The organism is Paenibacillus pedocola (assembly GCF_031599675.1).
Lineage (GTDB): Bacteria > Bacillota > Bacilli > Paenibacillales > Paenibacillaceae > Paenibacillus_AQ > Paenibacillus_AQ pedocola.
Map to the genome: position 1 here is coordinate 859,741 of NZ_CP134223.1, position 21,898 is coordinate 881,638.

The 21,898-nt window shown below is 52.1% G+C and carries 24 protein-coding genes; 18 read left to right on the forward strand and 6 right to left on the reverse strand.

The window, feature by feature from the left end:
- Nucleotides 1–16: 16 nt before the first annotated feature.
- The 3 genes from QU597_RS03685 (at nucleotide 17) to QU597_RS03695 (ending at nucleotide 2,907) form a co-directional block, all read left to right on the forward strand.
- Nucleotides 17–1,471 carry a sulfatase-like hydrolase/transferase gene (locus tag QU597_RS03685; RefSeq protein ID WP_310831429.1) on the forward strand — a complete coding sequence of 485 codons (1,455 nt, stop codon included), beginning with the start codon at nucleotides 17–19 and terminating at the stop codon, nucleotides 1,469–1,471.
- Nucleotides 1,472–1,664: 193 nt separating this feature from the next.
- Nucleotides 1,665–2,042, forward strand: coding sequence for a YciI family protein (locus tag QU597_RS03690; protein ID WP_310831430.1), 378 nt, complete (start codon nucleotides 1,665–1,667; stop codon nucleotides 2,040–2,042).
- Nucleotides 2,043–2,253: 211 nt separating this feature from the next.
- Nucleotides 2,254–2,907 carry a M48 family metallopeptidase gene (locus QU597_RS03695; protein ID WP_310831431.1) on the forward strand — a complete coding sequence of 218 codons (654 nt, stop codon included), beginning with the start codon at nucleotides 2,254–2,256 and terminating at the stop codon, nucleotides 2,905–2,907.
- Here QU597_RS03695 and QU597_RS03700 read toward each other — a convergent pair.
- Together QU597_RS03700 and QU597_RS03705 are read right to left on the reverse strand one after the other, a co-directional pair.
- Nucleotides 2,889–3,620 (reverse strand): class I SAM-dependent methyltransferase, encoded by a 732-nt coding sequence (locus QU597_RS03700; protein WP_310831432.1) that lies wholly within the window; start codon nucleotides 3,618–3,620, stop codon nucleotides 2,889–2,891. The genes QU597_RS03695 and QU597_RS03700 overlap by 19 nt on opposite strands.
- Before the next feature lie 81 nt (nucleotides 3,621–3,701).
- Entirely contained in the window at nucleotides 3,702–4,286 is a 585-nt protein-coding gene (locus QU597_RS03705) for a GNAT family N-acetyltransferase (RefSeq protein WP_310831433.1), read from the reverse strand.
- Nucleotides 4,287–4,525: 239 nt separating this feature from the next.
- On the opposite strand from QU597_RS03705, the gene QU597_RS03710 reads away from it, so the two are divergent.
- The 6 genes from QU597_RS03710 (at nucleotide 4,526) to QU597_RS03735 (ending at nucleotide 10,228) form a co-directional block, all read left to right on the forward strand.
- Entirely contained in the window at nucleotides 4,526–6,457 is a 1,932-nt protein-coding gene (locus QU597_RS03710; RefSeq protein ID WP_310831434.1) for an asparagine synthase-related protein, read from the forward strand.
- A gap of 29 nt (nucleotides 6,458–6,486) precedes the next feature.
- Nucleotides 6,487–6,612: a paeninodin family lasso peptide gene (locus tag QU597_RS03715; RefSeq protein WP_206103200.1), complete on the forward strand. Its 126-nt coding sequence runs from the start codon at nucleotides 6,487–6,489 to the stop codon at nucleotides 6,610–6,612.
- A 112-nt stretch (nucleotides 6,613–6,724) separates the two neighbouring features.
- On the forward strand, nucleotides 6,725–7,660 hold the full coding sequence (locus tag QU597_RS03720; RefSeq protein ID WP_310831435.1) for an aldolase: 936 nt from the start codon (nucleotides 6,725–6,727) through the stop codon (nucleotides 7,658–7,660).
- A 3-nt stretch (nucleotides 7,661–7,663) separates the two neighbouring features.
- A complete protein-coding gene (locus tag QU597_RS03725) occupies nucleotides 7,664–7,963 on the forward strand; it encodes a lasso peptide biosynthesis PqqD family chaperone (protein WP_206103202.1) in 300 nt (99 codons plus the stop codon).
- A gap of 5 nt (nucleotides 7,964–7,968) precedes the next feature.
- The gene (locus tag QU597_RS03730) at nucleotides 7,969–8,415 is read left to right on the forward strand and encodes a lasso peptide biosynthesis B2 protein (RefSeq protein WP_310831436.1); all 447 of its coding nucleotides are present in this window, start codon (nucleotides 7,969–7,971) and stop codon (nucleotides 8,413–8,415) included.
- A 13-nt stretch (nucleotides 8,416–8,428) separates the two neighbouring features.
- Nucleotides 8,429–10,228: an ABC transporter ATP-binding protein gene (locus tag QU597_RS03735; protein WP_310831437.1), complete on the forward strand. Its 1,800-nt coding sequence runs from the start codon at nucleotides 8,429–8,431 to the stop codon at nucleotides 10,226–10,228.
- Nucleotides 10,229–10,691: 463 nt separating this feature from the next.
- Here the strand turns inward: QU597_RS03735 and QU597_RS03740 are convergent, their stop codons facing one another.
- Nucleotides 10,692–11,876: a nucleotidyltransferase domain-containing protein gene (locus QU597_RS03740; RefSeq protein WP_310831438.1), complete on the reverse strand. Its 1,185-nt coding sequence runs from the start codon at nucleotides 11,874–11,876 to the stop codon at nucleotides 10,692–10,694.
- Nucleotides 11,877–12,066: 190 nt separating this feature from the next.
- On the opposite strand from QU597_RS03740, the gene QU597_RS03745 reads away from it, so the two are divergent.
- Together QU597_RS03745 and QU597_RS03750 are read left to right on the forward strand one after the other, a co-directional pair.
- Nucleotides 12,067–12,819, forward strand: coding sequence for a hypothetical protein (locus tag QU597_RS03745; protein ID WP_310831439.1), 753 nt, complete (start codon nucleotides 12,067–12,069; stop codon nucleotides 12,817–12,819).
- Nucleotides 12,820–12,856: 37 nt separating this feature from the next.
- Nucleotides 12,857–13,771 carry an aminoglycoside phosphotransferase family protein gene (locus QU597_RS03750; RefSeq protein ID WP_310831440.1) on the forward strand — a complete coding sequence of 305 codons (915 nt, stop codon included), beginning with the start codon at nucleotides 12,857–12,859 and terminating at the stop codon, nucleotides 13,769–13,771.
- 49 nt (nucleotides 13,772–13,820) lie between these two features.
- On the opposite strand, the gene QU597_RS03755 is transcribed toward QU597_RS03750, so the two are convergent.
- A complete protein-coding gene (locus QU597_RS03755) occupies nucleotides 13,821–14,438 on the reverse strand; it encodes an NAD(P)H-dependent oxidoreductase (RefSeq protein ID WP_310831441.1) in 618 nt (205 codons plus the stop codon).
- Between the two features lie 175 nt (nucleotides 14,439–14,613).
- Here QU597_RS03755 and QU597_RS03760 point away from each other — a divergent pair, with 175 nt between their 5' ends.
- From QU597_RS03760 to QU597_RS03770, 3 genes are all read left to right on the forward strand, one after another.
- Nucleotides 14,614–15,318, forward strand: coding sequence for a winged helix DNA-binding protein (locus tag QU597_RS03760; RefSeq protein WP_310831442.1), 705 nt, complete (start codon nucleotides 14,614–14,616; stop codon nucleotides 15,316–15,318).
- An 85-nt stretch (nucleotides 15,319–15,403) separates the two neighbouring features.
- Nucleotides 15,404–15,844 carry a HEAT repeat domain-containing protein gene (locus QU597_RS03765; protein ID WP_310831443.1) on the forward strand — a complete coding sequence of 147 codons (441 nt, stop codon included), beginning with the start codon at nucleotides 15,404–15,406 and terminating at the stop codon, nucleotides 15,842–15,844.
- Between the two features lie 85 nt (nucleotides 15,845–15,929).
- Complete coding sequence (locus QU597_RS03770; RefSeq protein WP_310831444.1) at nucleotides 15,930–16,523, forward strand: hypothetical protein; 594 nt, start codon at nucleotides 15,930–15,932, stop codon at nucleotides 16,521–16,523.
- 90 nt (nucleotides 16,524–16,613) lie between these two features.
- On the opposite strand, the gene QU597_RS03775 is transcribed toward QU597_RS03770, so the two are convergent.
- The gene (locus QU597_RS03775) at nucleotides 16,614–18,155 is read right to left on the reverse strand and encodes an acetate--CoA ligase (RefSeq protein ID WP_310833215.1); all 1,542 of its coding nucleotides are present in this window, start codon (nucleotides 18,153–18,155) and stop codon (nucleotides 16,614–16,616) included.
- A gap of 211 nt (nucleotides 18,156–18,366) precedes the next feature.
- Here QU597_RS03775 and QU597_RS03780 point away from each other — a divergent pair, with 211 nt between their 5' ends.
- From QU597_RS03780 to QU597_RS03795, 4 genes are all read left to right on the forward strand, one after another.
- Nucleotides 18,367–19,206 (forward strand): gamma-glutamylcyclotransferase, encoded by an 840-nt coding sequence (locus QU597_RS03780; protein WP_310831445.1) that lies wholly within the window; start codon nucleotides 18,367–18,369, stop codon nucleotides 19,204–19,206.
- Between the two features lie 105 nt (nucleotides 19,207–19,311).
- The gene (locus QU597_RS03785; protein ID WP_310831446.1) at nucleotides 19,312–20,127 is read left to right on the forward strand and encodes a methyl-accepting chemotaxis protein; all 816 of its coding nucleotides are present in this window, start codon (nucleotides 19,312–19,314) and stop codon (nucleotides 20,125–20,127) included.
- Nucleotides 20,128–20,141: 14 nt separating this feature from the next.
- Nucleotides 20,142–20,663 (forward strand): GNAT family N-acetyltransferase, encoded by a 522-nt coding sequence (locus tag QU597_RS03790; RefSeq protein WP_310831447.1) that lies wholly within the window; start codon nucleotides 20,142–20,144, stop codon nucleotides 20,661–20,663.
- A 233-nt stretch (nucleotides 20,664–20,896) separates the two neighbouring features.
- Nucleotides 20,897–21,613 (forward strand): stalk domain-containing protein, encoded by a 717-nt coding sequence (locus QU597_RS03795; protein WP_310831448.1) that lies wholly within the window; start codon nucleotides 20,897–20,899, stop codon nucleotides 21,611–21,613.
- Nucleotides 21,614–21,742: 129 nt separating this feature from the next.
- Here QU597_RS03795 and QU597_RS03800 read toward each other — a convergent pair whose 3' ends face one another.
- Nucleotides 21,743–21,868: a DUF4023 family protein gene (locus QU597_RS03800; RefSeq protein ID WP_310831449.1), complete on the reverse strand. Its 126-nt coding sequence runs from the start codon at nucleotides 21,866–21,868 to the stop codon at nucleotides 21,743–21,745.
- Between the last annotated feature and the right edge of the window lie 30 nt (nucleotides 21,869–21,898).

Genomic DNA, 21,898 nt, shown 5'->3' on the forward strand with positions numbered 1-21,898 from the left:
TAAAGGAGGTGCAGCTATGAGCTCCGAGCCACAAAACCTGCTGTTTATCATGTCCGATCAACACAACCGCGATATGCTGGGCTGCAGCGGCCATCCCATAGTAAAGACTCCGAATCTGGATGAGCTTGCCCGGCAAGGGGTCTTCTTCTCGAACGCTTACACCAGCAGCCCGATCTGCGTCCCGGCACGTGCAAGCTTGGCCACCGGGCGTTATCCCCATACAATCGGGGCCTGGGATAATGCGGCGCCATATACCGGTGAGCAGGCCAGCTGGGGCCACCGTCTTACCGAGCAGGGCGTCCCGGTCACGACAATTGGAAAACTCCATTACCGGAATACGACGGATGATACCGGCTTCCCGGACCAACGGCTCCCTATGCATGTATCGAATGGCGTAGGAGATCTCTACACTCTGGTCAGGGAAGCGGGGATACCGATTAAGGAAACTGTCCCCCGCAAACTGATACTGGGTGCCGGGCCTGGCGAGTCTGCCTATACCAAGTTTGACCGTGCCGTTACCAGCAGGGCTGTAAGCTATCTGAGGGAAGAAGCTTCTGCAAGCGGGAAGCCGTGGGTACTGGTTGTCTCCTATGCCTGCCCGCATTTCCCGCTGATCGCCCCCCGGGAATATTACGACTTATATCCTCTTGAGGATGTTATATTCCCGAAGCAATACGGACTGAATCAGCGTCCTATGCATTTTGTGCTTGAGGAGTACCGCAGGTTAAGCGGATTGGCGGATGAACTGGATGAAGCGGACATCAGAAAAGCGATTGCCGCCTATTATGGACTGTGCAGCTTCATGGATGCCCAAATTGGTGAAGTGTTGTCCGCTTTGCGCGAGAGCGGCCTGGATAAAACCACACGCATTATTTATACCTCCGACCACGGGGATGCCATGGGCGAGCATGGCCTTTGGTTCAAATCGACGATGTATGAAGGCGCCGTGGGTATCCCATTCATTATTGCCGGAGCAGACCTGCCCAAAGGAACAACGGTGACGGATAATGTGTCTCTTGTCGATTGTTTCCCGACCATATTAGAATCCGCCGGAGTCCAACTGAAAGAAGAGGACAGCGATCTTCCGGGCACTTCGCTGCTGAGGCTGGCCCGGGGAGAAGTTGCACCGAACCGGACTGTGTTCGCTGAATACCATGCTGCCGGCAGCATTACAGGGTTCTATATGCTCCGGGATGAACACTACAAATACATTCATTATGTGGATTACCCGCCCCAGCTGTTCAACCTGAAGGATGACCCGGACGAACTGGAGGACCTCGCAGGCGATCCTTCGTATGAAGATGTCATCCGCCGTTTTGAGGAGCAACTTGCCGAAATGCTGGACCCGCAGGAAATCAATTCGAAAGCCAAAAAAGATCAGGTACGGCGGCTTAATGCTCACGGAGGACGCGAGCAGATTATTGCCCAAGGCTTCAAAGTGCCCTTTACCCCCGCCCCGGGCGTACCGTAAAGAGAAGGGGTGTCTCCAAATGATATGCTCCCCATATATTAGCAGGTGAAATAATAAAAACCTGTTACTGTATATGGGGAGTATTTTTTATGGAACAATTATTATCATGTGTCGATTTTGAAGATACCGGTTCGTTGTATTTATAATGAGGTTAATAAGGGTTCCGCCTCTAAAAAAGAAGGAGGAGTTATTTATGCTGTATATGTTGATTGTCAAAGCCTCGAAGAATTCGGAAGCCGGAAAGCTTCCAAACGCTGAGCTCATTGAAGCCATGACGAAGTACAATGAGGAATTAGTTAAGGCTGGCGTGCGGGTTGCGGCTAAGGGACTTCATCCAAGTTCAAATGGGATTCGCTTTTCGTTTCCGAAACCAGGGGAGAAGCCGGTGGTAACGGATGGCCCATTTACGGAATCGAAAGAAATAATTGCCGGGTTCATTCTGATTGATGTGAAGTCAAGGGAAGAAGCCATCGAGTGGGCCATGCGGATGCCAGATCCGCAAGGAGATGGGGAAGGTGAGATTGAATTGCGTCAAGTATTTGAGGTGCCAGAGCTGATGGAGCTGGATTAAGTGGAATAGGATAAAACTATCCAAGAGCAGTTTGCCGACGTAGCAGCTGTTCTTCTGTCGTTAAGCTACCGGTGAACAAACAATATCGGCAGACCGCAGCTTGAGACATGAGCGGTCTGTTTTGCTGTGTAACGCGGGCTATACCCTAAGATTCATGCTATAGTTAGTCCGAATAGCTTGTTTCTCAATATATATGAAAAAGATGGTGGCCATGCAGATTCAACTCGAAGATCAAACTTTTACCCTAAGTGTCCAATACAGTAAACGCAAAAAAATATCCCTGCAAATCGATGGAGCAGGCCGGATCACCGTGAAGGCTCCGAAGGGGACAACCGAAGAAGTAATTCTAAGTGCAGTTCAGGGGCACAGCGGATGGATTATGGAGAAGCTGCGCGAACAGGCCGCGGCCCGGCAGGTACCCAAGGCGAAGGAATATCAGGAGGAGGGCAGCTTTCTGTACCTCGGCAAGGAGTTCCCGCTGCATGAACTGATTACAACCGGTGAGCGGGATGCCGAGGCGCTGAAGCTGGAGCTGAAGAAGTTCTATTTTGCCAGCCTGAAGAAAATAGTGGCGGAGCGGATGCCCCGGTATCAGGCCGTACTGAAGGTAAAACCGAAGTCGTTCGAGATCGTAGAGTCACGGACCAAGTGGGGGAGCTGCAGCAGCGATAAGAAGCTGACCTTCAATTACCGGCTTGCGATGGCTCCGCCCGAGGTTATTGATTATGTGATTATCCATGAGCTGTGCCATCTGCTGCATATGAATCATGACCGGTCCTTTTGGCGGCGGCTCGGAAGTGTTATGCCGGATTACAAAAGACAGGAAGAATTTCTGGCCCGATTCGGTCAGTTTATGACGCTCTGAGCTGCCAAGAACAAAAACAAGGGGATCCGCCGTCTTCGCTCATAGGTTTCCTCACTAATAAAATATTTGCGCTGGGGATTAGACTCTCTTAAGTTGTGGACGGCAAATCCCGCTTGCTGCAATGCGCTGTAATAATTCTCAATGGTGCGGTGGTACTTGTAGACGGTGCCGCCCAGCCATTGCTGCTCACGGTAGCCCTCCATAAAATAATTGTCCACGGTCCAGTTGGTCCGCATCCCGGAAGTTTGCAGGGTTGATGTAATAACCGGGTGTTCTACAGAGAAAACAAGCTTTCCGCCCGGCTTCAAGGTCCGGTGAATGTTCCGGAACAGACTGCTTATATCCTCGATATAATGAATAGCCAGCCGGGAGATTACGAGATCAAAGCTGTCCTCTGGATATTCCCACTCCTCCATAGAAGTCTGAATAACTTTGCCCCGGGACCCGTCCAGTATTTCCGAAGCAAGCTCCGCCATATTACCCGAGCCTTCAATTCCGGTATATTCCGCACAGCCCAAATGAAACAGATCCTTAGAGAACTTGGCATCTCCGCAGCCTAAGTCTAGAATGCTGAAGCCTGTAACATCTCCGATAAGTTCACAGATCACGGGTTTCTCCAGCGTATCGTTTGCATTTTCCTGCCAGTTCCGGCGCTCTATGTATTTCTCCAAATTAGCATCGTTATCGTAAAAGTCAGACCCTTTATAGCTCATAATTAACCTCCCGGGGATTCTGTCTGAATTTTTCCTTCTATTATAAGTGCTGCATTAATACGCCACATCATAAGTACTGCATTAATACTCCACGCCCCGCACCTTGGCAAAAATCATGGTATCCCGCAGCTTGCCATCCACATCACATTTGTCATTTCGCAGAATACCTTCCAGTGTAAAGCCGGAACGTTCGGCAACCCGTGCGCTAGGCGTATTGCGTGTGTCGCAACGGATTTCAATCCGGTTCGCATGCAGCTCTTGAACGGCATAATTCGTAATCGCGTGGACCGCCTCCGTGATATAGCCCTGTCTGCTGTAAGAGGAGCGGACCCAATAGCCGATTTCAAATTTCCGCGTCTGCCAGTCAATCCGGTGCAGGCCGCTGCTGCCTATGAGTTCCCCGGAGGTTTTGTGTAACAGGAGGAGTCTAAGGTCTTTACGCTCCAGGAACTCCAGTCGGGATTTTCTAATAATGGCTTCGGCTTGTTCAGGCGTAGGGAGCAGCCTGGCCCAAGGCATCCAGGGACGCAGTTCATCAAGGCTTTCCAGTACCGCTGTATTCACAGCAGCCCCGTCTCCCCATAAGGGCGCCCTTATCAGGAGCCGTTCACTTTCGAAGCTTTCCGGAAAAGATAACAGAATAGGATGGGCAACAGCATTTTCCATAGAATCAGCCTCCTAAAAAATATTAACAATAACATATCATGTAAAATACACGACTGTACATGAAGAAAAATCTGTACGACTATTTCGGCCTGTCTGTATACCACATAAGTGCACTCAGGTCAATACGCTAAAGGATAACGAAATTTACTCCTTGGTGTAATTCACATTCAGCAGCAAGCGCGTTATCTTATATAGTAAGAAATGTTCTTTATAAAGAACCAACAGGTGGAGGCCTTCCTATGAGTGCAATCGCCGGTATCTACCATCTACAGCAGCATAATTTGGACCCTGAGCAGGGACCGGATTTGATGAAGCAGCTTAACCGTTACCCGGCTGACGATGCCAGGGGCTGGCAGAGTAAGAGTGTTTTTCTCGGATGCCGGTCACAGTGGATTACACCACAATCTATAAATGAGCAACTGCCTTACTATGATCCCGAGCGGAAACTGGCCATTACAGCTGATGCGATCATTGATAATAGAAGTGAATTATTAAATACACTGCGCGTACCCGCCCCAGACAGGGAATCTATACCCGATAGTCTGCTGATCCTGCTGGCTTATGAGAAGTGGGGGGAGCAGGCACCGGTATATCTGGTGGGTGATTTTGCATTTATGATCTGGGATGAGCGGCAGCATAAACTGTTTGGGGCAAGGGATTTCTCCGGCAACCGGACGCTTTATTTCCACAGATCCCAGAGCAGCTTTACTTTCTGCACAGTTATTCATCCGCTGCTGTCGCTGGCGGGTGTGGGGAATGAACTAAGCGAACAATGGGTTTCTGAATTTTTGGCGATTCCGAATAGAGTAGATGCTACGGACTGCTTCTCGACAGTGTACCGGTCGATCGAACAGCTCCCTCCTTCACATTCTATCTCCATAACCGGAGGGAACATCACCTTCTCCCGTTATTGCACACTGCTAGCGCCTCCGGAATTGCGTCTTAGCTCCAATGGGGAATATGAAGAGGCTTTCCGTGAAGTCTTCGGACGGGCAGTGAAGGACCGGCTTCGCACCCACTTGGCAGCAGGGGCTAACTTAAGCGGCGGACTGGATTCCGGCTCTGTCGTCAGCTTCGCAGCTGAAGAACTCCGGCACCGCGGCCGGCCACTCTATACGTTCAGTTCTTATCCTGTAGACGGCTTTGCCGGATTCAATCTCGGGAAAAGGGTTGCTGATGAACGTCCCTACATTCAGGAGACGATCGATTATGTAGGAAACATTCAGCCCAGTCTGCTGAACTTTCCCGAACGCAGCCCGTACAGTGAGATTGATGAGTGGCTGGATATCATGGAGATGCCGTATAAATTTATCGAAAATTCCTACTGGCTGAAGGGAATCTATGAGCAGGCACAGCAGAAGGACATAGGCGTGCTGCTCAGTGGACAAAGAGGCAACTGGAGTATTTCCTGGGGACCCGCTCTGGATTATCAGGCTAAGCTGATCCGTGAATTCCGGTGGCTTACCTTTTATCGTGAGAACAAGGGCTATACCCAGTCCATGGAGGCGAACCGCCGGAAGGTGCTGCAGATTGTCGGCAAAAAAGCTTTCCCTTCACTAGGCAGACTGCTGCCCCGCCAGCAGGAGACGGTCCCTGAGCTGATTGATCCCGGCTTCGCCAAGCGGACGGAAGTGCATGAACGGCTCCGGGAATTCAATGGGCCCGTGGGCGCTTCTTCGCCGACTGTCTATGATATCCGAAGGAAACATTTCGAACAGCCGCATATCTGGAATGTTAACGGAACAGTCGCCACTAAGCTGTCGCTTAAATACCGGATATGGGACCGGGATCCGACGAATGATCTGCGAGTCATCCGTTTCTGCCTGTCTGTTCCGGAAGAACAGTACGTTCAGAACGGGGTAGACCGCTCGCTGATCCGCCGTGCGATGGCGGGCCGGTTGCCGGATAACGTCAGGCTGAACCGGAAGCGGCGCGGAGTGCAGGGGGCGGATGGTATCCACCGGATGATTCCGCAGTGGGGCGCCTTTCTGAGCGAGCTCCGGGAAATGACTCAGGATGCCCGCGCAGCTGCCTATTTGAATAGTGCCGGGCTCGCCGGATGTTTGGACCGGCTGGGTAGTGAGCCCGCACCAAGCTTGATCTTTAATGCGGATTTTCGCCTTTTGACACGCGGACTTGTCTTTTACCGTTTCTTGAAGCGTCTGTCTTAATGAAGATCGCCTGAAAGGGGGTGACAAACATGAAAAAGGAATACAGCAAGCCTGCTTTGGAAGTGCTCGACGTGAAGATGACTATGGCTGGACCCGGAATAGCTATTGCCGACTCCTTCCAAGATGATCCGGATGAGATCGTACATTATTCCTAAAATTTTGTGGTTCGCGCGGCCCTCATCCCCCTGTGCTTGCTGGAGGGGGATCAGGGCTATTTCCATCATCCGGACTATTCCGGGTGACAAATTGGCTTAGGGAGGGAATCTGATGGCGAGTACCGTTCAAGGCCTGGCTTATAAAGCCTTCGGCCTGCAAATATTCAGTGAATTCCCCTTGCCGGAGCTTCCCCTTACAGATGAGCCGGGATTGATCGGCAGCGTGGCTGTGATTCGCGGCGATCTTGCGGAGCGCTGGCAGGCGATTCCCAAGGTGACTCCAAGTCTTGGTATGCTGGGCAGCGAGGTGATGTTCGAAGCGAAGGATACGGCTATTTTTTCAATTCAGGACGGGATTAGGATTACGGTATCGCCTGCGGCTGGAGCAGATATGGACTGTGTCCGGCTGTATATCCTGGGGAGCTGCATGGGCGTCCTGCTGATGCAGAAAAAGATTCTCCCGCTGCATGGCAGCGCGTTAGTACTCGATAACAAAGCTTATGCGCTTGTTGGACGTTCAGGAGCGGGCAAATCGACACTCGCCTCGTATTTGATGGATCAGGGACATCTGCTGGTCAGCGACGACGTTATTCCCGTTATGGTGCAAGAAGGGCAGCCGCTTGCAGTTCCAGGTTATCCGCAGCAGAAGCTGTGGCAGCAAAGCCTGGACTATATGGGAATGAATTCGTCCCTCTACCGTCCGCTTTTTGAAAGAGAAACCAAGTTTGCTGTTCCGGTGCATGACCGCTTCCAGACAGAGCCGCTGCCGCTTGCCGGTGTGTTTGAACTGGCGGTGTCTGAAGAGGAAGGCCCCGTAACCGTGCAGCCCATCAATGGGATGGAGCGTTTCCATACATTATTCAATCATACCTACCAGAAGGCGATTGTCGACCGGATCGGGATCCGGGAATGGCATTTCGGCATGCTGGCATCCTTCGTGAACCGGCTGCCGATGTACCGGCTGACCCGGCCGAAACAGGGCTTTAGTGCTCCTCAGCAGACCTCGCTGATTTTTGAAACGATTAAGCCACAAATGGAGGAGAGATAAACGATGAATACAGCAGATGTGTTGTCGCTTCAAACAGTGCTCGTTAAGCGTCCGGGCAATATCGCCAGCGATATGGACGGCGAGAAGGTCATGCTGAATGTGAAGAACGGCAAATATTACAATCTGGGTGAGGTCGGCGGAGAAATCTGGTCTGCTCTGGATGAGCCGGTCTCCATTAACCGGATTGTGCAGGTTATTCAGGAAACGTTCGATGTTCCGGCAGAGACAGCAGAACAGGACGTATTCGAATTCGTGCAAAGCCTGCTGGCTGAGGATCTGGTTGCCATTGACAGCGGGTCATGACAGCAATGCGGCGGTTTCGTCTGTTGCTTAATGACCGGGCCGTTGTAGCGCTGCTTCCGGAAGCCTTATGGCGTCTGTTCCTGGCGAGAATCCGGCTGCTGTTCCCGTTCGATAAAACGGCGCCTCAGCTCGGGGCTCAGTCGCAGGAAACTGCTGAGGTGTCCAAGGCCGCCGATGCGCCGAAGATCCGCCAGATTACCCGGGCCATCCGGGTAGGGAGCAAAGTGACTCCCTGGAAAAGCACCTGCATGGTCAGGGCAGTTGCAGGCCTCAAAATGCTTGAAAAACGCGGAATTGACAGCACATTATACATGGGCGTCGCCAAAGACAAGCAGGGCCGGATGATTGCTCATGCCTGGCTGCGCAGCGGGTCTTATTACGTCTCCGGTGACGATGTGATGAAGGGTTTTGTTGTGGTGGAGAAGTTCGCGAAGGTGATACAAGCCGAGTAATCGAGGTGTGCTCATGCAAGCAATAATCTATTATATCCGGCAGCTTCAGCGCTTGTCCGGAGTGAAGCTGTATCTGAATCTGCTGGGCATGGTGATCAGCGGCCTGCTGGAGAGCTCGGCAATTCTGCTGCTTGTGCCGATGCTGGGCATGGCGGGGCTGCAGCTGGGCGGAACAGGAGCTGTGTACAATCTTCCTGTGCTCGGGTTCATATCGGAGCTGCCGCAGACATCAGCACTTGGGCTGGTGCTCGGCGCATACGTCCTTATCGTACTCTGCCAGAATTTAATTTCGCGTTTTGTTGCAGTCCGCAACGTGGAGATTCAGCAGAGCTACAGCCGGCAGCTGCGATATGAAGTTTATAGTGCTCTGCTGCGGGCAGAGTGGTCCTTTTTCCTGAAGAAACGCACCTCAGACCTGATCAATATCATGACTACGGAGATGGCGCGGGTGCTTGCCGGTATCAGCTGCTTCCTGCAGTTTCTTACCTCGCTGCTGTTCACTATGGTACAGATCGCTTTTGCCTTCTGGCTGTCTCCGAAGATGACCCTCGCTGTACTGGTCTGTGCGGTGCTGCTTTCCTTATTCTCCCGCAGATTTATCCGCAAGGCCAAGAAGCTGGGCAGCCGCAGTTCCCTGCTCGGCCAAATGTATCTGGCCGGAATTTCCGACCAGCTGAACGGAATCAAGGATATCAAGAGCAACAATCTGGAGCAATCCAGACTGGACTGGCTGCATGAATTTACCGGTGAGGTGAAGAACGAACAGCTGGATTATACACGTCTGCGTTCAAACTCCCAATTGCTCTACAAAATGTCCTCCACACTGCTGATTGCAGTGTTCATTTTCGTTTCTTTCCGCTTTCTGCACGCGGAAGGGCCGAATCTGCTGCTGGTCATTCTTGTATTTGCCCGGCTGTGGCCGACCTTTGCCACGCTGCAGTCGCTGATGGAACAGCTCGCCTCCGTGCTGCCTTCCTTCAAGCAATTGAAGCAGCTGGAGGAGGAATGTCTGCAGGCTGCCGAACAAGGTACTCCAGATGGAACCGGAGTGCCGGTTAAGGCTATTACCTTGAAGCAGAGCCTGGAAGCGAGAGATGTCTATTTCCGTTATCAGCCGCAGGAGCCGCACTATTCGCTGCAGGGGGTCAATGTCACGATTCCGGCTAACCGGATGACGGCCATTGTCGGACGCTCAGGCGCAGGAAAAAGCACGCTCGTTGATCTGCTCATGGGACTGATGCAGCCCGAGTCGGGCGACATTCTGGCCGACGGCAAGCCGATTACGGGAGAACGGCTGCTGTCTTACCGCCGCTCGATCGGTTATGTGGCGCAGGACCCGTTCCTGTATAATGCCACAATCCGGGATAATCTGACGATGATCAAACCGGATGCCAGCGAGGAAGAGCTGTGGGAAGCACTGGAGTTTGCCTCTTCGGCCGACTTTGTCCGCAGGCTGCCGCAGGGGCTGGACACGCTGATCGGCGACCGGGGCATCCGCTTATCCGGCGGCGAGCGGCAGCGGCTGGTGCTGGCCCGGGCGATTATCCGCAAGCCGTCCATCCTGGTACTGGATGAGGCGACAAGTGCACTCGATACCGAGAACGAGAAGCGGATTCAGGAGGCGCTCGACCGGCTGAAGCACTCCGTCACGCTGATCGTCATCGCCCACCGCCTGTCCACGATCCGCGGCGCGGATCAGATTCTGGTCATCGACCAGGGCCGCGTAATCCAGCAGGGCGTATTCGGCGGCCTGGCCTCGGACAAAGGCGGCATGTTCAGCCGGCTGCTCAGCAGCCAGGAAGAGGCGATGTAACACGAATCCGTTAGTGTGATTTACTTCAGGCGGATCAGCGCTGGATACAAGCGAAGCAAAGCCCCTCCCAAGTTCGGGAGGGGCTTTGCTTGTTTGGTTGTGCTGCTGTTAAAGCAGCAGTCCAAATTAAAATTGATTCTACTGTACTTTGTGCAGTAGAATTGCCTCGGTAAGGAGCAGAAAGTGATTCTATTGCATTTTATGCAGTCGTAAGGCGCAATTTTGGCCAAAATCCACATAAACGGGCGAATCAGCTGTACAAAATACAACAGAACGGCGATACGGTTTGCGGAAGGCAGGATCTGCTGTACACAATGCAACAGAAGTGTTATTCAACTCCATAGGCGAGCAGTTCCGGCATGCGTTGCAACAGAGCAGCCGGTTAGCTCGGCTTCTTGAAGCTGTGCTATTCACGAAATCCAGTGTCAGGATGCAGCCGGTACTATCCCGCGATCCTTAGTGGTTATTTTTCTGCGCCGGTTACCTTCCGCCAAGCCCACAGGAAAGGGCGCAGCGGGAAGTAGAGTACATGCAGCGGCTTCGGGAGCGGCAAAGTTTTGGCATCCGCCGCATACGGATAGAGGAAGCCGGCCACGTACAGGAACTGGTGCCATGGCGTTAGGATCGCCGGCTGATAATATTTGAAATGCCGCTTCACTTCCGGCGCAAGCGGCGGATTGTGCAGATTGACCATCCGGGATACATAAAATAACGCAAGCTGTGCCAGTCGGCGGGCCTTCGGTTTGTCTGCCAGAGCAGACAGCCTGGAGTCAACCGGTGCTTCCAGCAAATCGCTAGCTAGGATCAGCGTCTGCCCGGCGGCAGCTTCATAGTTATACCGTTTCAGCAGCTTGGCAAGTGCGGCATAATCCGGCTGCTGAAGCAGCAGCTGCCTGATATCAAGCAGCCATCGCAGGCGCGACCAGCCATGCCGCGAACCGTGCGCCGCCAGGAACAGGAACAAATCCTCCCTGCCTAAATAATGCACCTCCGGGCCCATTAGCTTACTTGTCCGCGCATGCTGCCATAGCTCGTCGAAATCCGGCTCTGTGGATGGACCGGGACTTAATCTCCAGTGCACTTCAACTTTGATTTTGCTGTCTTGATGATTGAAGGTCGTATGATGCTCCCGCCACTTCCAGTCACCTAGAATACTCTCGAAGTCTTCCTCCTTCACATACCCCAGGCGGAGCAGCAGTGCTTCTGCCTCGTGAAGCTGCTTCATCGGCACCAGGAAATCAAGGTCGCGCGAGGTGCGCAGCGAAATATCGCCGTACAGATCCTCTGCCAGCACCGGGCCTTTTAGAAAAAGAGACCGGATCCCCGACTTGGCAAGCTCTCCGCCGATGCGTCCCATCTCTCCGCTGAGCTGAAGCATCTGGACTGTATTTCTGCGGTATTCCCGCTGTAAACGTTCGCTGACTAGTGCAGGAACAAGTTTATTTTGCATCCGGCTAAGCTTGGGATATATGAAAGGGTACACACGGTGATGCAGCGTAAGCCGGACAAACTGCTCCCAGTTAATCTCCGCGAACCGCTCCGGGCTCCGCTGCGCCAGCTCATCAATAGAATCTGTTGTTAAAAAGGCAAGAAGAAGCAATATTTCCTTAGATAAGCTCCCTTTATCAAGGGTATACCGGTCAGTCATAGGGACTCTCCTTACTGGAATTTAGATACGAATGGAGCAGGTATGTTCTATTTAAAGAACGAACGCACACAGAGCGTAACATCGGCAGCAGAATGTTGTCAATTTGAATATAGTAATAGTTAGAAAATATGATAGACGATGGGATATAATGGTGCCAACTGGAACTTTAATTTTTTCACCCGGAGGGAATATGCGAACCGAACTATTTCTTGAACAAATCCGGATACTGCTGCAAATGCATGCTAACGGGCTGCTGGGCGGGGAGGTGATGCCGGAGGATGCGCTGCTCGGGATTGTTCCGGCTGCTGAACTGCCGAATGTGCTGACACTGGCGATGTCGCTTAATTATCAGAGGAATGCCTATGCCCTCTGGCAGGCGGTGGCTAAAGCTTATATAGATAAGAGTACCCGGTGGGTTTTTGATCCGCAGGCTGCATCTGCCAGTGATCCGGTGGAACTGCAAACCGCACTGCTGCTGCATCGCGTAGCCTTACAGCCTAACCGGCATCCGGTGATCTGGCAGCGGGTCGCCGGGGGAATTGCCCGCTCCTCCGCAAACGGCGATGTAGCCGGTTTAATCGATGCAGCACAGTCCGACATTGCAATCCTGCAAAATATAATACAGCATAAACGCAAATCTGATTTTCCCTATCTGTCCGGCCCAAAAATCTTCAATTACTGGCTGTATGTGATGGAGAGCTATGCGGGGATTGTCTGGAGGTCGCGTGAGCTGATTACGATTGCTCCGGATACGCATATTTTGCAGGCAAGCGTGAAGCTGGGGATTTGCTCTGAAGGAGTGCTAAACGGTACTGCCGAAGACAGACATTATGTAGCTGAAGCATGGGAGACAGCGCTTAGAGGTTCGGGTCTGGCACCGATTGATGTACATACTCCGCTCTGGTTATGGAGCCGGGCCGGTTTTCCGCCGCTTATCGCATAGGAACTTAATAATTGAGATGGATAAGGAGGGGGAAATCATGACGGATCCAAGAATACAAGGAATTCCGGGAGCGGAAACATGGCGGACGATTGAACAGGTACTCAAGGGCTGGTCGGATGATCAAAAGGTTTACATAGAGGATAACGAAGGCAACAAGCTGCTGCTCCGGCTGTCGGCAGGGAATACTTTTGCCCGCAAGCGGGAAGAATTTGCACTCATTAAGCGGTTTAATGAACTGGATTTTCCGATGTCGCAGGCGGTCAGTTTCGGAACATGCGGTGAAGGTGAAGAGAAACAAGTGTATATGCTGCTGACTTGGGTGGAGGGAGTTCCGCTGGAGGAATGTCTGACCGCACTTACCCCCGAGGGACAGTATAAGCTGGGGATGGAGGCTGGCCGAATTTTAAAGAGGATACACAGTATCCCAATCAGCAACGACCTGTCCGGCTGGGAAACGGCCATGCAGGCCAAGATGCTGAGGCGGATCAAGGAATATGAAGATTGTCCGTATCATCTGGAGGACGATGAACATGCCATTCATTATGTGAAAGAGAATATCGGCCTTATTCATAACGTGGAGAAAGTCTGGCACCATGGTGATTTCCACGCTGGCAATCTCATTTACACCCCGGAGGGCGGGATCGGTGTTATTGATTTCAACCGCTGGGACACTGGTGATTATGTAGAGGAGTTCTACAAAGTCCAGTTCTTTGACCGGGAACTGAGTATCCCCTTTGCCAAGGGTAAGCTGGACGGTTATTTTGCAGGATCACCACCGGAGGCCTTCTGGCGGAGACAGGCATTGTACGTGGCCTACAGCTCGCTTTTTTCGATTAAATGGGCGATTCCCTTTGGCATAGATGAGATTCAAGGGATGATGGCCCGCGGCAGGCAGGCCTTTCAGGACTACGATGCTTTTCACAGGAACATTCCGCGCTGGTATACCGATTAGCCCCCGGCCTCAGGTCTGAAGGCAATCTGTATACAAACGGTTATGCCGTCTACAAACGCGCAAACCGCTGCTCGGTTTTGGCGAGGAATTGGCTGCGTTGTTCCGGGCTGCGTCTTTCCATGCCTGTGTAGTTGTACCAGCGCAGCTTGTGGAAGCCCATCTTGCGGAAGGTGCCGCGGAAAAGGATTTTGGTTACCGGATTCCCGAAATACCAGCGGTAGATCTTGTCCGGGGTACTCATCACGGTCAGCAGCGATACACCTTGAAGATTTGGAAGACAATGAACAAAGGGGCGTCCCGGCTTCGGTTCGTTGTACAGCACGCCTTTGGCGAATACTTTGTCCAGGAATCCCTTGGTCAGGGCAGGCATGGACTCCCACCACACGGGGAAAATAAAAATAATATGATCGGCGGCAATCAGGCGTTTCTGATAATCGGCGGCTAGCGGATCCAGCGTGGTCTTCTGCCTCCAGGCAGACAGCTCTTGCGCTGAAGTAACCGGGTTAAAGCCGTCGGCGTGCAGATCCATAAGGTCGATCTCATGCTGCTGTGTATTCAGCCCCCGTATGACTGCTGCCAGCAAAGCCGCCGAATAACTGCGGGCATGGGGAACATTGTCCGATGCTCCGGCTCCATAAGGATGATCGAAAATTATAGCCACTCTCATATCTATCGTCTCCGTTCCTAATATTGTTTCTTGGATTATAAAAAATGTTTCTTGGATACAATAATAGAATCTGGTTTCCTATATGTCAATAATATTTCCTGGAAACTTTATTTGCGGTTGGTTCAATGCTACACTGTGAATAGGAGAGACCTATCAGAAAGTGAGGAGAACCGGCATGCCTGATGCTTCCGGAAATACTAATACTAAACCCGGAAATCCCGGGAAGGAGATGCTGATTGCCCGGCTGATGCAGGCCGTCACTAAGCTGCAGCGGCGCTTCCAAAATGATGATGACGAGGAACGGGAATGGATGATCCGTAATTGCGCCAATCCCGCTGTTATTGAGTTTCTTAAGGAGTCTACCGTGATGATGCTGCATGTTATCGATGCCATCGGACAGCTGGAGCCGGTCAACGGTGCTTCCATTTCGAAAGAATTTGGGATCCCCAAAGGCAGCGTATCCAAGATCACCCGCAGACTGCTCGATAGAGGGATTATCTGTACGGAGCTGCTGCCGGACAATAAGAAAGAAGTGTTGTTCCGCACAACGCCGCTCGGGCAGGAAATCTTCACGCTGCATCAGGCGCTGCACAAGCAAATGGATGTCGGCATTCATCTGTTCCTGGAGCGTTACAGCGAGAATGAACTGCTGTTTTTCACTCAGGGGATTGAGGATACGGCAGAGGTTTCGTGGACTGAACCGGAATCGATTGCCGCCAGATTCACAGCGGTGAAGCATCTGCCGGAGGATACGGAACCCTTTACGGCCAGAGATTCCGCAGAGCTGCATGAGATTACAGCAATGCTCCGGAAGCTGGATGAGCGCAGCCTGAGGAAGGCTAAGACGATTCTTGAGGATGTTTTTTTCAAGGTGTATTAAAATTTGGACAAAAGATTGAAATCAGGGAGCGCAAACGGTAGAATTGCACTACCAGCAGATTTAACCAAGAAGGGGATTGTATCGTTTGAATAATGAAGAACTGAATCAAGAGCTGCCAGAGAATTATGAGGAGCTGAAGAAGGCTGCAGGCCGTTCTGCGGACTGGAGAGCGCGTCTTGCGGCTGTCGAAGAGCTGGGTAACTGGAACCACAAACAAGTCATTGATATCCTGAACCGTCTGATGATCAGTGATCCTGTATATACTGTACAAGAAGCCGCGTACAAGAAGCTGAGTGCATTCGGCGAAGATGTAAAAGTACCGTCCAAGAACAAAGCTGAGCTGTTCAGAGGGATCTCCAAGATCGTGCTGCGCATCAAGAAAAGCCTCCCGCGTGACCATTCCTATGAAGAGTTCAAGGAGAAGCTGAAGAAGATGCGGATTGATGTCTACGATGCTTATGAAGGCGAGAAGGGCGAAGATTTCGACAACTGGCTGAAGAAGCAGTGGGTTTCAGCGGTTAAATAGTTTATCCAAGAGAAGCGGATCGACAGGGACTGGACAAGTTCTCATTGGTCCGCTTTCCTAATTTAATCAAGTAAAGGATGACAACATGTATACCCATTCTAATGAACACCCGCTTTCTGCGCAATTTCAGACGTACCTTGAGCTTTCCGCCCAATTACGTCCTAACTATACAGCCAGCCTGGGGATCTGCGCTAACGGCAGCGCGGCAATCACCGATCGGGTACCGGATGCCCCGGATCTTCTTAAGGTGATCTACAGCCATGTTGCAGGAACAAGCAGCGGGGAAGAGGAGCCGAGCCTGATCGAGTTCATCCCGGGATACCGTCTCATTCATATCACTGAATATGAACAGGAAATGCAGGTGCTGGCAGGCATTCTGGAGGAGAAGGGACATACTGGCGGCGGACAGATTTTCCCGCTCCTGACGAACTATGGCAGTGATTTCATCTGCTGCTACCGTTCAGAGGACGGCGCGGAGGTAATCTGTGATCTGCTGCATGACTACGGCGATCTGGTCGTGATGTACGATTCGCCTGAGAAGTTCCTGGAAACGCTGTGTGAATTCTACAAGCAGGAAGCCTATTTCCTGGATGAGGAAGGTTATTTGGATTGCGACCTGGTCAAAGAAGGCGAGATCGGTGCCGAGCTGAATCCGGGCGCAAAGTATTGGTCGGAATAGATCGTTAATGTAGTTTAAGAACCATATACGTCAAAGCCCCCATTCTCCATGGTGAAGCGGAGAATGGGGGCTTTTTGCTGCCAGAAACTACTATTCTTGCGAAGCGCGTTTTTCCTGCTCACGCAGCTCTACACGGCGTATTTTACCGGATGCAGTCTTCGGCAGATCATTGATAAATTCGATCTTGCGAGGATATTTGTAAGGGGCAGTCATCTCTTTGACATGACTTTGCAGCTCCTTAACCAGCTCGGGGGAACCTTCCTTGCCGTCCTTCAGCACGACAAAGGCTTTGACGATAGAACCGCGGATCTCATCGGGACTGGCAACAACGGCACATTCCTTGACGAGATCATGCTTCATCAGCGCTTCTTCCACTTCAAACGGGCCGATGGTGTAGCCTGAGCTGATGATAATATCGTCGCCCCGGCCTTCGAACCAGAAATAGCCGTCCTCATCCTTACGCGCCCGGTCTCCGGTAACGAAATACTCCCCGTGCGAGGCATTCGCCTTACGTTCCGGGTCTTTGTAATAATTCTGGAACAGGGCAGGCATGCTGAGGTGCACTGCGATATCTCCAACTACACCCGGAGGAACCGGATTCCCCTGATCATCAATGATCTCCGCGATGCCGGGGGCAATCGATTTGCCCATGGAGCCGATCCGGATCGGATCATCCTTCAGCGCAGCAATGATCAGCGTGCTCTCTGTTTGCCCGTAGCCGTCGCGGATCGTAATATCAAAATGATGCTGGAAGGTGTTGATGACTTCCAGGTTGAGCGGTTCACCGGCGGACACGGCGCAGCGCAGCTTGGACAGGTCATACCGTGATAGTCCTTCTGTCTTAGCCATCAGGCGGTATTCTGTAGGCGTGCAGCATAATACCTGGATGCCTTGATCCTGCAGGAGCTGCAGATAACGGTCCGGATGAAAAGAACCATTATAGACAAAGCCGGTGGCACCGTTGCCGAGCACCGTCAGGAACGGGCTCCAGATCCATTTTTGCCAGCCCGGAGCTGCTGTAGCCCATACGGTGTCCGATTTGCGGATGTCCAGCCATTGAGGTGAAACGATCCGCAGGTGGGCATAACCCCAGCCATGGGTGTGTACCACAGCTTTCGGATTGCCGGTTGTGCCGGAGGTATACGCCAGGATGGCGATATCGTCACGGCTGGTGGCCAGGGCCGGACGGGAATCCGGCTGTCCGTCCATCAGGCTCTCCAGATCGCTCCAGCCGGCTTCAAGCTCGTCCTTGTTTCCGGATACCGACAGGCGGTAGTCGAGAGCCGGCAGATCTTCAGTGATTTTATTGACTTCGCCGGTAACCTCGGACCAGACAATGACCGCTCTGGCCTCCGAATGCCGCAGGCGGTAGGACAAATCCTTGGCCCGCAGCATTTCGGAAGAAGGAATAACGGCCAGTCCCAGCTTTAGGCAGGCGAGATAGATGACGTAAGCGATGATACGGCGCGGAACCATGACCAGCACGCGGTCGCCTTTATGAAGTCCCAGACCGGCAAGCCCTCCGGCAAGCCGGTTGGCCTGGCTGAGCAGCTCACCATAGGTGATTTCCTCGAAGTTTCCGTTCTCATGAAGCCATTTAAGCGCAATCTTATCCGGAGGATGCTGTTCCATTTCCGAAGTCAGATTGTAGATTTCAGGTGCAATGAAGCGCTGATTGTCCAAATGTACCTCTCCTATATAATCGTGATGGTTGCAACTAATGTATAGTATAGCATGTTATATTAGTACCAGATGCTAATAAACAGCAATATCTTTAAAGAAGGTTTTGTGACTCTTTTGGTATAATGCAGGGAAAGCGTTATGCAGGCGGAGGAATGCCACTATGGAAAAAATATTTGTGTATGGTACCTTGCGGCAGGGCGAACAGTATCATGATTTGCTGGGGGACAGCAGATTATTCTCACTGCTGGCGCAAGTAAAGGGAACGCTGGCCGATACGGGATCAGGTTATCCGGTTCTGCTGGAGACGGAAGGCACAGTGGCCGGCGAACTCTACGAAGTGACAGCGGAAGTGCTGCAGCAGCTTGATGAGCTGGAGGAGTATTATGGTCCCGGCGATACGCGGAATGATTATGAGCGGGTAGTGACAGAGGTGACAACCGACACCGGTGTGACCGAAGCCTGGGTCTATGTGTACAGGCACACGCAGCAATATGCCGCAATTCCGGAAGGAGACTGGAAGCTTTACCGGCTGAAGGATAGCGGGGAGCTGCTTTATTTTGCCTATGGGAGCTGCATGGACTTGCGGCGTATTCAGCTTGCCGGAAGAGAAGACGATTTCAACAGCGTAGAGGGCTGCGGTGTGGCGGAGGGCTTTCAAGTAGCCTTTACCCTGCCTCTTGCCGATGGGGGACGGGCCGATCTGGTTGAAACCGGCGGCAGAGCGGAAGGTCAGGTGTACCGGATAACACCGGAGTGTCTGCTGAATTATCTGTATGTGCGGGAAGGTGTGGCGGAGGGCTTATACCGACCTGCTGTCGTGCCTGTGCAGCTTAGGGACGGGACAAGCCATGCGGCGGTAACTTTTGTTGTGGTGAACAAACAGGCCGAGACAGCTCCGCCCGTGTATTACATGGAAGAGATTCTGCGGGGAGCGCAGCCGGTTGTTTCACCAGCCTATTATGCAGCGCTAGAGATGCGGTTTAAACGTGATTTTAACTAGTTCGGCAGTGGGGATTTTTACAAGTACATTAAGGCATTTTTTGAAAAAACGGAGTGCTATAATCAGTTTAGATCATATATTTATGGAACAGGCGGTTGATGACCCATGCTAGTGAATAAAATTCAACAATTGCAGGACATGCTTAGTGTAATCCAGCTGACGTATCCGGAGGATGCTGCTATGGTGCTGGCTGATACCGAGAAGGTGGTGGCTTATCTCCCGGGTCAGCAGATTGATCTTAGGGTTCCAGTAGGCGCTCCGCTGGAGAAATTCAAAGGAACCGTTTCCTACAGAGCTTTTGAGACTGGAACGGTGCAGCGTGAAGAACGGGGGGCGGAGGCCTTTGGAGTACCCTATCTTTCTTCAGCGGTACCGGTTATCGAGAATGGGGCAGTCGTTGGCGTTATTGCAGCCATGGTGTCCACCCACCGTACCTCTGCCCTTCAGGACGGGGCACAGGAGCTGTCTTCCCTGGTCCAGGAAATGACCGCAACCTCAGAAGAAGTGACCCGCTCAGCGCATGGCGTGACGGAGCGTCTGGACGAGCTGGTTGGCCATTCCAAAGCGATGGTGCGTGATATCGAGAGCAGCTTTGAAATTTTGTCTTCTGTTAAACGGATTGCCGATCAGTCCCATATGCTGGGGCTTAATGCTGCGATTGAGGCGGCCCGGGCAGGCGAGCAAGGCCGGGGCTTCGGCGTAGTAGCGACAGAAATCCGCAAGCTGGCTAATGACAGCCATTCGCTAGTGCAGAATATCCATAGCCAGCTGGCCGGGATGAAGCAGGCCATTCTGCAGATGGACCGGTCGATTCAGGACATTATGGGCTTTTCGCAGCATCAGGGCCAGGCGATGCAGGAGCTGAGCCGTGCGTATGAGCATGTTGCCAGTACGGCGAATGAGCTGTCCAATCTGAAATAAATGAGGAGGCCTATATGCATCCTTCAGACTTTGATGAAATCTATACCCTTATGGAAGCCTCGTTTCCTGTCAGTGAGATGAGAAGCTACGGCGGCCAGAAGGCTTTGCTGGACAACCCCAGCTACCGGATCTTTACCGAGCAGGAGGCTTCCGGCCGGATCATGGGCTTCTTAGCAGCATGGGAATTTCCGCTGCTTCGTTTTGTGGAGCATATCGCCGTGAACCCGGCTACGCGCGGCGGCGGAATCGGCTTTAAGCTGATGGACAGCTATCTCGCCCGTTCGGACAAGCCGGTGCTGCTGGAGGTGGAGCCGCCGGCTGGAGAGCTGGAGCAGCGCAGAATCGGATTTTATGAGCGGCTGGGCTTCCACCTGAATCCTTATGATTACGTCCAGCCCCCGCTGCGTACCGGACAGCCTGATCTGCCGCTGCGCATTATGACGTATCCCCGGCCCATCCGTCTAAGTGAGTTTCAATTATACAGAGAAATTCTATATACAGAAGTCTATAAGACTGCTGTCTCCCGCAGCCGCTAATTCAGAGCCTTATCCAGAACAGCCCGGTCCATCCTCCTTTGGAGATGGCCCGGGCTGTTGCTGTATTACGTCAGCCTCCCCTTTGATGCAGAAAGAGGGTAATTATAGATAGCGGGGCTTTGAAATGCTTCTTTACAATCCGGATACAAGTTAGAAATAAGTTCATGGTTAAATTGATCTATAGCAAAGAACAACACTAACAACAAACTGGGTCACAAGGGAGACGATATTCAATGAAAAGCAAAAAGATGATCATAGCAACTATGGTGTTCGGAATGGCAGTTACAGGGTCGGCCGGGGTTTATGCAGGAACCAATCTGCAGAAGATCAGCGCCTATCTGAATCACAGCATCGGCTTCAAGGTCAACGGAGCAGCGTATACACCGGTGGACGGCAACGGCAAGACACTGTCTCCCATTACTTATAACAACACTACCTATCTGCCTGTCCGTGCACTGGCGGATGCCCTGAATGTACCGGTAACCTTCAATGCTTCGGCCAATCAGGTCGTTCTTGGAAGCGGTTCGGGAACTCCGGTACCGGATAACGGCTCCGCCATCACCCTAGCTCCGATAAATTATACTGCCGCACAAAAAGAACAGATCACCAAAGCATTCGCAGACTATCAGGGCTTTGAAACGGCCTATGCACCGGCACAAATGATCAGCGGGGACAGCTTCGTAAGTGTGGGCGGCGGTGAAGACGGTGTGTCCTTCCTGTTCAAGCATATGCGTGTGAATGTTTCTCCGCGGGATTACTCGTATGACTATAACGGAACTACGGTGAAGCTGGCGAATGGAACAAGCGCCAAATGGTATACGCCTTCGGATATCCCGATGCTGACCTTCAAGCTGGATGACCGCTATGTGACCCTCAGCTCGCCGGATCAGTCCCTGAGCAAAGCAAAGCTGGAGAAGGTAGCCGTAAACGTAGCGAAATTGAGCAAGTAACCCGCGGTTTGTGCATATCGTAGAAGCCGAAAAGCAGCAGTCCGTTCTGGATTCACAGAACAGGCTGCTGCTTTTTTAGCGGGAATTAACGGTGTAAATGTTTCACGTGGTAAATTATTAGCCCTCGTTTTATTTATTTGTGCCGTGCTGCTTAGTAGCCAGTCTTGCTTCCGGGGAGCCTTTGCCCCGACGTTTGTTTTTCTCTGCCTTCCGCTGGTTCTCCTGGAACTTCTCCACAAATTCGTGCGTGTCCATACCTGTCTGCCTCCTAACGGGTTGTGTGCA